A 10,832-nucleotide genomic window follows, 5' to 3' on the forward strand; every position below is an offset into this window, starting at 1 on the left:
TGCTTTTAAATTGAAATGTTCTTTTTTTATTGTGAAATTGATAATTGATATAATACAGTGATAGGTTTATCGCCTGTTTTTATCATATTTTGTACTAAAGATAATATACAAGAATCGCTGGTATTACCGCAAGCTTCATATGTAAAACTAATTATAATATATTCCAAATTGCTGAAACTATTCAAAAGAGAAAGGTCCAAATCGGAATAATTCAAATCATCAATATAAATATGCAAGACCTTTACATTTTTGTAATCTTCTTCTTTATCATACAATTTATTTACCGCATTATCTCGGCATTTTGCCAGAATTGCAGGTTCTGCCGAATTTATAGTTATTCCGCCATTATTTATTAAAACAGTGGGTTGAATTCCAAAAAACAAATTTCTTAGTTCTTCATTCTTTTCAATTGCTTCTTCTACACGCATAAAAGTAATCGCATTTTGTGTAGCCGGTAAAGAAGACATTAATGAAAATTCCACGAACATTGTAGTTTCATTTGCTTTGTTTGCTTGTGTTATGGCATTCATTGCATTAACATTGGTAAAAGTAAAAATTGTAAGAGATACTAATACCAAACCCGTTTTAAAAATTCGGGTTTTTTCATTTTGTGTTGTTTGTTTTTTCATTTTTTATTTTAATTTTATTATTTTTCTTAGCAATTAGATTTGATATATATACACAACAAAAACATATTATTATATAATTATATAATAATACATTTCCTTTAAATATAATAAAGAGATGAAGCATTCTTTATAATTAACTTAATATCAATTATTTTTACAACATAAAACGTTAAATGCATAAGCAAATAACATTAAATTTTCAATAAAAATCAATAAGTTAAAAGCAACTTATCTCCCTCAAAAACATGCTGCAAAGATAATATTTTTTATAAAAACGGCTACTTTTTTTATCTATTTCAATAAAATTTTTTGTTAAAAATTCTTAGATTGCAAATTACTTTTTAAAACACTAATTAGCAACTATTTGAAACTATACAGGAAAATATCTTTTCTTTGTGTAGTTTTTCGATTAACAACAAAATTAAATTACAAAGATTTAATCCGGTAAAAAGGTTTAAAATTTACAAAATCTAAACTGCTTTATATTGAAGCCTCCTCAACAAGACTATAAAAATATTATAAATTGTCAATTGAAAAAACTACATTTGCAAAAAAGTTTACCGTGAAAAAGAATATCATAATAATAATGTCAATATTTGTTATATCAACAATTATTTTTAACGTTGCAAAATTCTTTTTACCGCCAAATTTTCACGGAATACAATTTTATAGTTTTATCTTCATAACAGATTTAATATTTTTAGTTTTATTAACACAAATTATCGAATTTGGCAATTCAAAGTTTCAGAGACAAAAAGATTCGAGAATTGAAACAGATTTATCAGAATACCAATTTATCAACAAATCTTTATTCTCCAACTTTTCACTTTTCATTTATTTTCTTCCATATATCCTACTTTTATTCACAGCAATTACCGGAATAATCTATCCTATACCGGATTGGAATATATACTTTAAACTGATAATAGCAACTTTGTTGTTTGCATTAATGATAGCTCATTTTATTTTCAACGGGTTAGTACTGATTTTATGGATAATCTTGAAATTAAAATCCTTGATTACCGGTTCCAAACTTCATGTCTCAAATTCAAAGGCTCAAGCGTCGGATTATCAGTCTGAAAAATTAAAAACCAAAGAAAAGAGAAAAAGGAATACTTTTCGTTCTTTTATGTCTTCAAGATTAGCTTTTCTATCTTTGCCCTTTGTAATCAGTATATTTATATCTTTAGCAATACTTCTCTTTTGCGTTACGGCACCATTCACATGGACAAAATCAATAAAAACAACAAAAATTAACATTTATTCTGAAATAATTCCAATCAACTTCAAAGATTATAAAATCATACAACTTTCGGATATACATGCAGACTACTTTTCTAATGATAAAATGGTACTTAAAGCTGCTAAAATCATTAATGATGAAAATCCAGATCTGATTTTAATTACAGGTGATTTTGTTTCTTACAAATCTTCGGAACTCAAACCTTTGATAAACAGTTTGAAGGAATTCAAAGCTTCTTACGGCATATATGTTGTTTTGGGAAATCACGATTACGGCACTTATTATTATAAAACTTCTAAGGATAAGATTTTTGAAACTGAAAATTTTAATGAGTTATTGAATTATTTTGAAGAATTGAATTGGCATTTACTTCGTAATGAAAGTGTTTATCTTATTCAAGATAATGATACCATAGTTCTTGCCGGAACCGAGCATTATAATCGCAAAGATTCTCATTATCCAAGCAATGCGGATATTGGCCTATCTTTAAAAAATGTTCCGGAATCACTTCCGGTAATATGTATGACTCATAATCCCGATTATTGGGTTGATGTTATTCAATATATTAACAATTATGTTTTTTTAACACTCAGCGGACATACTCACGGAATGCAAATCGGTATATCCGGAAAATCAAATTTAAATCTATATCGACTTAAAAATAAATACACGGCAGGATTGTATGAACATAATAACCGGTATTTATACATTAATACCGGTTTTGGCAGTGTCGGGTTTCCATTTCGAATCGGGTTAAAACCCGAGATCACAGTGATTGAATTGAAAGTGGCGGATTAAATGATTAAATATTACTTCGGCCTGAAATCATGATAATATATTCTTAATCAGGAATAATCATGTAAACAAGATTAACTGACCTTCAAAGTTTACATATTATTTAATGGATAATGACGGTTAACAATTTTCCAACCTTTATTGGTTTTAATTTTCTCAACTTTCAACTTCTTCATCTTCCAATTCAATAACTTCGCCGAGTAATGCCGTACTCTGTTCCTGAGGCAACTCCTGTACGGTACGGAGTTTTCTTTCAATGGCACGGGAACGAACGCCGGCTTGATCTATAACATTAACAGTTTCTTGAAGTTTTTTCTTTGTCTTATCTAATATAATTCCGAAATTACCGAATTCTGTTTTTACCGCACCAAGAATTTCCCAAACTTCACTAGATCGTTTCTCAATGGCTAACGTCCTGAAACCCATTTGCAAACTATTCAGAAAAGCAGCTAAATTAGTAGGACCGACTACTGTAATCTTACATTCTCTATGTAAGGTTTCAACTAACCCGGGCCGTCTTAAAATTTCGGCATAAAGTCCTTCAGTAGGAACAAACATAATAGCAAAATCCGTAGTAACAGGCGGATTAATATATTTATTTCTAATATCTTTTGCACATTTTTTAACTGAATTTTCAAATTGAGTAGCAATGGCTTCCACCTCTTTCGGATTCATATTTGCAACATTATCGTAACTATCTACGAGCCTTTGATAATCTTCTATAGGAAACTTCGAATCAATCGGCAATAAAAGAGACTTGTCATCCGGATTTTTTCCCGGAAGCTTTATTACATATTCCACTCTTTCCTGACTGCCTTCTCTAACCATTGCATTTCTTTCATATTGTTCGGGAGAGAAAATTTGTTCTAAAATAGCACCAAGTTGTATTTCTCCTAAATTACCTCGCGTTTTAACATTCGTTAGTACTTTTTTCAAATCACCAACACCTGATGCTAAAGTTTGCATTTCACCCAGACCTTTATGAACCTGTTCCAGTCTTTCACTAATCATTTTAAATGATTCGTTAAACCTTTTTTCAACCGTTTCCTGAAGCTTTTCATCAACAACTTTACGCATTTCCTCGAGTTTTTTACTATTATCCTCCTGTAATGTTTTAAGTTTATTTTCAACCGTTTCGCGTATTTCCTTCAGTTGGTCTTGAGTAGCAGCTTTTATTTGTTCCTGTTTATTAATAAGATCATTGAATTTCTGAATTTGCAGTTCATTAAACTCTTTCACATTCTGAGTAAATTTATCCTCAAAAGATTTTAAAGTTTCCTTTTGTTCCGTTCTGCTTTCTTTAGAAGATTTATCCAATTGATCTTGAAGAGCTTTTGTTTTTTCATCGAAATTTTTAACTAATTCGGCCAATTGTTTTGAAAAGATCTCAAACTGATTTTTCTGAGCATTGGAAAGATCGGTTACTGTTCTTGAAAGATTATCTCCCAAAAGTTTAAATGAATTATTAAGTTCCTCTCTATTTTCTTTGAAGGATTTCTGATTTTCTTCACGATTACGGGCAAACTCATCTCTGATTATAGAATCTATCTTTGCAAGATCAGAATATATTCTCACGAGTTTGTCATTGATTTCACTTGTATCGAGTTTAGGGTTTCTTGTAAGTAATACAATTAAAAGTATTATTATAGCTGTTAGTAAAATTATTATCGCAATGTTCATGCCTTTAGACTCCGTGTTTTTTATTTACAAAATTATAGAATTAACATTTTTAAGAATATTATATATATAACACTCTCTTTATCATATATTAATTATTAAATACTAACTGATCCAGGTATTTCTGTACTTTCTCAACATGCGTACCTTCTTCTCTGTCCGGACGTCTATTACCGAAAGCCTCGTAAATTTCCGCACCTTCGCAAAAAACTTTAACATCTTCTACATAAGATCCTTCGTCGCCACCACCACAAGTGAAAAACGGGATAACTTTTTTACCGGAAAAATCATATTCTTTTACAAAAGTAAAAATCGGAGTTGCGGCTGTTCCGAACCAAATCGGAGTACCTAAAAACACAATATCATACTCATCCATATTCTCCACTTTATTTTGTACTTCGGGCAAGTAATCGCTTTCCATTTCAACTTTTACAATATCAATTACTGTTTTTTCATCCGTCGGATAAGGAGTTAGCAATTCTATTTCGAATATATCGCCACCGAATTTATCGTGAATTTGTTCGGCTACTTCCCGCGTATTTCCGGTTAAAGAATAATACGCTATTAGAATTTTCGGTTCGGGAACTTTCTCGATTCTTATTGCACCGGTATCTTTTTTGGTATTATTACATGCTAATAATAATACACTTAATAAAATAATTAAAAGTGATTTCGCTTTCATAAGTTTATAATAGTTAATAATTAAAATTCCGCACAAAATTACAAGAATTTCAGATAAGGAACAAAATTTAACGATTATTTTTCTTTTGTTGCCGACAAATCAGTTAGCATTAATTTTAAAACCATTACTTAATAAAAAAAGAACCCCTAAAATATTTTTCGGATTCCCCTGACGTTTTATTAATAAATTCTTAAAAATTTTTAGAATGACTTACATGGTTTTCGATTTTTTACACATATATCCTCATATTTAAAAAAGCGGTTGATCGGCTTTCTCTTCCAATATAATTATTATAATCTTTTGTTTTTTAATTCCCATAATCTCTATAATATAATTAAATTAGGTATACAATAAAACGAATATAATGTTAATAAATCCCAAATTGTTTTTTATCTTTGCAAAATTATAAATTTTTATTATTAATAACTAAATTAAACTATTTAATCTAAAATTTTATGTCTATGAAAAAATTACGTATATTGTTATTAACATTATTTGTTATTCCTGCTATTTGTAATGCTCAAATCGATGAGGATTTCTTTCCTAATACAGGGACCAAATCTATCGGTTTAGATCTGGGATATTTATTAAAAGGTATTAGCAACTTTGGGGAAGATGATATAGATAATATTGTTAAATCTTATCAATCAGCTATTTTCTTAAGGACCTTCTTGTCAAAGAATTTAGCTCTACGTACACGTCTGGATATTGGCATCAATAATTCAAAAACTCTACTTTATGTTAGAGACGATAACACTTTCAGGAACGATCCTATGGCTGTTAATCCTGTTACCATTGACACACGCAAAGAAAGAAATACATACTTCGAACTAGGAGTTGGGTTGGAATATCGTCATAATGTTTGGAGACTACAAGGGTATTGCGGCGGAGAATTATTTGGTGGTGCAAATATAAAAAAATTGCATTTTGAGTACGGAAATGCTATTACTGCAGAAAATAAACTTCCATCTACAGCTAATTTCGGAAATAATTTTATATCTCAATTGCCTAATCAATCGCCTACTTCAAACATGGTTTATAATGGTTATAGAATTTTAGATTATGATAAACTTAAAACCATAACATTAGGGGTTGCTGCTTTCGTGGGTGTTGATTTCTTTATTTGTAAAAATATTTCTATCGGTCCGGAATTTCGCCTCGCAGCTTCATACAATTTTGTTGGTGAGAGTAATGCAATAACAGAAGAATGGAGTAGCATTACAAATGATGTTTCCGTCGGAGAACAACCGATATATCCGAAATCATCCTTCTTTACATTAAAACCAACTGGTTATCTAAACTTAATGTTTTATTTCTAAAAGCTTAAAGCCAAATTTTGAGCATCAGCATTTTAACAAAGAAATAAAGAAATGTTGATAACAACCCTCAACTCAATAAAACAGAATGTTAATTATGAAATACTAACAATCTTTTTAGGTATTCAGAACCTTTAAATAAAAAAGCCCGAAATCTCTTCCGGGCTTTTTTTATTTAACTAATTGTTACTTCTTTATTTTGAGATTTCAAATTCTACACGACGATTTTGAGCTCTGCCTTCCGGAGTTGTATTGGTTGCAACAGGTTTATCAAAACCATAACCTACTGTGGTTAATTTTGCAGGAGCAATGCCATTAGAAACAAAATAATCTTTTACGGCATCCGCACGCTTTTTAGAAATTTCTTTGTTAGCAGCAGCAGAACCTACATTATCAGTATGACCGGAAATAATAATTTTATTCCAATTTTTATTAGCATTTAAAATAGTAATAATTTGATTTAATAAATTTTTCGCATTATTTGTAAGGTTATACGAATTAAATTCAAATTCAATATTTTCAAATGCAATTGAAACAGATTCCAGCGCCTCCAATTTTTCAAGTTCTTTTTCCAATTGATATAGTTTCTCATTTTCTAATCTGTATAATCTACTTCTTAAATCATTATAATCTTTTTTAAGATTATTATTCTCATCAGAAACTTTTGAATAACTATTTTCAAGTTCATTTACTCGTTGAACCAAGTCTTCATCAGTTATTTCGATTATTCTTTCAATTATAATTTCTTCAACAGGAGCAGGATAATATTCACTTGGAATCATATTACGAACATGATCTTTTTTAGCTGCGCCGATTTTCCATCTGAGTCCGATATTAACAGCCAACGCATCATTACTGGTTACATCTGCAGTACCGCCTAAATTAGGTTTTGTATAATATCTGTATTGACCTTCAAGTAATAATGATATTGACTTACTTACATTAAATTCAATATCAATACCGCCGACACCTAAAGCAGAGAATTGTCTATCTACATAATCAGCATCCGCAGGAGTCTGGAAAGTGTAAAAACCTGCGCCGAGTCCAAAAGTAAAATAGAAATCAATAAATCTCCAGCCACCGGATCTGTATGGGGTTAATACATTCGACATATTAATCGAATTCATCAATACTACATCTATAGTATTACCTTTATAAGTATTTCCATTTACACCTCTGTTGTATGTAAAATAACTGCCTTCAAGTCCTATACTATAATAAGGATTAACGGCATAATCTACAAAAGCTCCGAATGACCAACCACCTTGACTGATATATTTTTTCATTGTGGTTTCTCCGGTAGCACGAGGCATAACGCGGAAATAATCCAATCCGCCTTTAGCTCCGATAGACCAATGAGAGGTATTTTTTCTCATTGTTTTAACTTCTTGATTCGATTGCGCAAAAATTACTGTACTAAAAGCAAGTACTAATGCTAAACTTAAAATTAGTTTTTTCATAAAAATAATGTTTTATTCGTTCTTGTTAATTATTTGATTATTTAAATTTTAATAGTTTTATATATTTAATAAACCCCTTACCGGATTAAATTATAAATTTTGAGGTGCAAAGATATAACAAATTTATATTTAACATTTATTTTTCTAAATAAATTATAAATTCAATGTATAAACCAAAACAGAGTTAATGTAATATAAATTTAAAGTTAAACTTTGAACCTCAAATTTATTATCTTTTACTGTATATTCTTAACTATTAATTCTTAACAAGCCCTCTCGATTTCATGTAAGGAACACTTGAAGGTTCTTTGCCACGGAAATTAAAATACTGAATCATAGCTTCGTCATTACCGCATTCCGTTAAAATATATTTACGGAATTTCGCAGCTAAATCTTTATTAAAAATATCTCCGGATTCAACAAAGGCTTGATAAGCATCTTTGTCAAGAACTTCCGCCCAAGTATAAACATAATAACCTGCAGCATATCCGTCACCACTGAAAATATGTCCGAAATAAGTAGAACGGTAACGCGGAAGAATTTCAGGAATTAATCCGTAATTTGTCATAGAATTCTTTTCGAAAGAATTAACATCAACTTTATCAACTCCCATTCTATTATGCCAAGCAAGATCAAGTAATGTAGCCGCAAGCAGTTCCGTTGTATTAAATCCCGTATTGAAAGTGCTTGTTTTCTGAATCTTTTTGATTAAAGCATTTGGAATAACTTCACCTGTTTCATAGTGAGTAGCATAAATTTCCAACATTTCGGGTTCAGAACACCAATTCTCCAATATCTGTGAAGGAAGTTCGATCATATCTCTCGGCATATCGCCACTAATACGGCTATACGGACTGTAAGAGAATAATCCGTGCAAAGCATGACCGAATTCGTGGAATAAAGTTTCCGTTTCATCAAAGGTCAGTAAAGCTGGTAAATCTCCTGTGGGTTCTGTGAAATTGCAAGTAATAGTTACAATAGGATAAATACGTTTACCGTTTATATCTGCGCCGCCCTCTCTGAGTCCGGAACACCAGGCTCCCTGACCTTTTCCGGGACGAGGAAAATAATCCAAATATAACAATCCTACATGATCTCCGTTTGCTTCTTTAACTTCAAATACTTCTACTTCAGGCAGGTAAACAGGAATACCTTCGAGCTTTGTAAATGTAATTCCATATAATTTATTACTCAAATAAAACATTCCGTCTCTTACATTTTCAAGTCTAAAATACGGTTTAAGTTCATTTTCATCAAGATCGTATTTCTCTTTACGTAATTTTTCGGCATAATACCACCAATCCCAAGATTCGAGTTTAAATTTATTGCCTTCTTTATTACTAATTTTTTGTAAATCTTTCAATTCTTGTTTTGCAACATCAAGAGCAGGAGACCAAATATCTAAAATAAAATCTAAAACCGTAGTTGTTTTTTGTGCCATATTATTAGATATCTGATAATCAGCAAAAGAATTATATCCCAACAACTTAGCTTTTCTAACTCTTAACGTTGTAATATCTTGAATAATAGTTTTATTATCATTTTCATTATTATTATTTCCTCTCATGTAATAAGCTTTATAAAGCTTTTCACGAAGATCTCTTTTCTGGGAGAATTGAAGAAAAGGCAACATTGATGGTTTTTTAGTCGTAAATAACCATTTGCCTTCGCTTCCGTCATTTTTGGCAGCAATAGCGGCGGCGGCAATAACATTGTCCGGCAAACCGGCCAAATCATCTTCATTCTCAATGTACATCTTGAAATTATTGGTTTCTGAAAGAAGGTTTTCATCAAATTGTAAAAATAACATCGATAATTTACCGTTGATATCTTTTAAAGTTTCCTTATCCTGCGGAGATAAATTTGCTCCGTTTCTTACAAAATCGTCATAATATTTTTCCACAACTCTGATCTGATACCTATCAAGACCGCATTCATTACGGGTTTCGTAAACCGTTTTTATTCGATTAAAAAGTTTTTCATTCAAAGAAATCTCGTCACCATGTAGTGATAACATAGGTGAGATTTCTTGTGCAAGAGCTTGTATATCATCGTCAATATTATTAGATAAAATACAGAAAAATGCCGCACAAACCCTATTTAAATCTTCACCTGATTTATCAAAAGCGAGAATAGTATTTTTAAAATTAGGCGCTTCGGAATTATTAATTATTGCAGCAATTTCTTTATTATGTTTTTCGATACCGGCTTTTACAGCAGGTAAATAATGTTCCGTTTTGATTTTATCAAAAGGCGGTACTTCGAATGGAGTCTCATAAGTTTGTAATAAAGGGTTATTCATGTCAATGTTTTTTTCTGTTTTCTGATTTTTACACGCAACGAAACTCACACATATAGCGAGTGTTAGAATAAAAAGTTTTTTCATATAAATTCAATTTTATTTTGGCTACAAAAATAACTTTTTTAATTAAGAATTAAGAATTTGAATATTGATATTTATATCATTTTTTTATTTATTGCTAATTATCTTTATAATATAAAAAGTAAATTTGATTATAGATAATCTTAGAATTTACCTTCATATAATTCCGGAATAAAATATTTTAAATATTAATAAGTTAATTATTAACGATATATTCTCAATAATTTCTTACCTTTGCAAAATTTTTGATATGACAACAGATAATAACGAAAACTCTTTGCAAAAAAGGTTTTCATCAGATAAAAAGAACAACTCTGAGAGCAATTTTTATTCGGAAAGAAAAAGAAGTCCGCGGCCAAAGAGAAATGATAATATTCTTTCTTCGGATGATTATTCTATTTCGGAAACAGAGATTGAATATAATCCTAAAAGACGAAAAGAATTTAATAATAGAAAAGATGATAGAAGAAACGACAGAGATTCTTCTATAAAAAGAAATAATTCAGAAAGGCCGTATTCCGATAATCATAGAAATAATTCAGAAAGACCGTATTCTAACCGGAAAAATAATTCTTCTTCGGAGAATAAGGATTATAATGATTCTAAGAGACCTTATAATAATAACGACAGAGATTCTTCTATAAAAA

At 30.3% G+C, this 10,832-nt stretch carries 8 protein-coding genes; 3 read left to right on the plus strand and 5 right to left on the minus strand.

Going from position 1 to position 10,832, the window contains the following annotated elements; all coding sequences use genetic code 11:
- Positions 1-26 precede the first annotated feature (26 nt).
- On the minus strand, positions 27-629 hold the full coding sequence (locus LBP67_01915) for a hypothetical protein (protein ID MDR2083735.1): 603 nt from the start codon (positions 627-629) through the stop codon (positions 27-29).
- Between the two features lie 562 nt (positions 630-1,191).
- Here LBP67_01915 and LBP67_01920 point away from each other — a divergent pair.
- The gene (locus tag LBP67_01920) at positions 1,192-2,670 is read left to right on the plus strand and encodes a metallophosphoesterase (GenBank protein MDR2083736.1); all 1,479 of its coding nucleotides are present in this window, start codon (positions 1,192-1,194) and stop codon (positions 2,668-2,670) included.
- Between the two features lie 153 nt (positions 2,671-2,823).
- Here LBP67_01920 and rmuC read toward each other — a convergent pair whose 3' ends face one another.
- Both rmuC and LBP67_01930 read right to left on the minus strand, forming a co-directional pair.
- Positions 2,824-4,347, minus strand: a complete 1,524-nt coding sequence (gene rmuC / locus LBP67_01925) for a DNA recombination protein RmuC (GenBank protein ID MDR2083737.1) — start codon at positions 4,345-4,347, stop codon at positions 2,824-2,826.
- A gap of 88 nt (positions 4,348-4,435) precedes the next feature.
- Positions 4,436-5,026: a flavodoxin gene (locus LBP67_01930; GenBank protein MDR2083738.1), complete on the minus strand. Its 591-nt coding sequence runs from the start codon at positions 5,024-5,026 to the stop codon at positions 4,436-4,438.
- Between the two features lie 461 nt (positions 5,027-5,487).
- Here LBP67_01930 and LBP67_01935 point away from each other — a divergent pair, with 461 nt between their 5' ends.
- Positions 5,488-6,345, plus strand: a complete 858-nt coding sequence (locus LBP67_01935) for a hypothetical protein (GenBank protein ID MDR2083739.1) — start codon at positions 5,488-5,490, stop codon at positions 6,343-6,345.
- 191 nt (positions 6,346-6,536) lie between these two features.
- On the opposite strand, the gene LBP67_01940 is transcribed toward LBP67_01935, so the two are convergent.
- Positions 6,537-7,802: an OmpA family protein gene (locus LBP67_01940; GenBank protein MDR2083740.1), complete on the minus strand. Its 1,266-nt coding sequence runs from the start codon at positions 7,800-7,802 to the stop codon at positions 6,537-6,539.
- A gap of 256 nt (positions 7,803-8,058) precedes the next feature.
- Entirely contained in the window at positions 8,059-10,188 is a 2,130-nt protein-coding gene (locus LBP67_01945) for a M3 family metallopeptidase (protein MDR2083741.1), read from the minus strand.
- A gap of 247 nt (positions 10,189-10,435) precedes the next feature.
- Here LBP67_01945 and LBP67_01950 point away from each other — a divergent pair.
- Positions 10,436-10,832: hypothetical protein (locus LBP67_01950; protein ID MDR2083742.1), on the plus strand; the 397-nt coding region annotated here is incomplete at its 3' end.

It is taken from the genome of Bacteroidales bacterium, assembly GCA_031276035.1.
Taxonomy (GTDB): Bacteria; Bacteroidota; Bacteroidia; order Bacteroidales; family BM520; genus RGIG7150.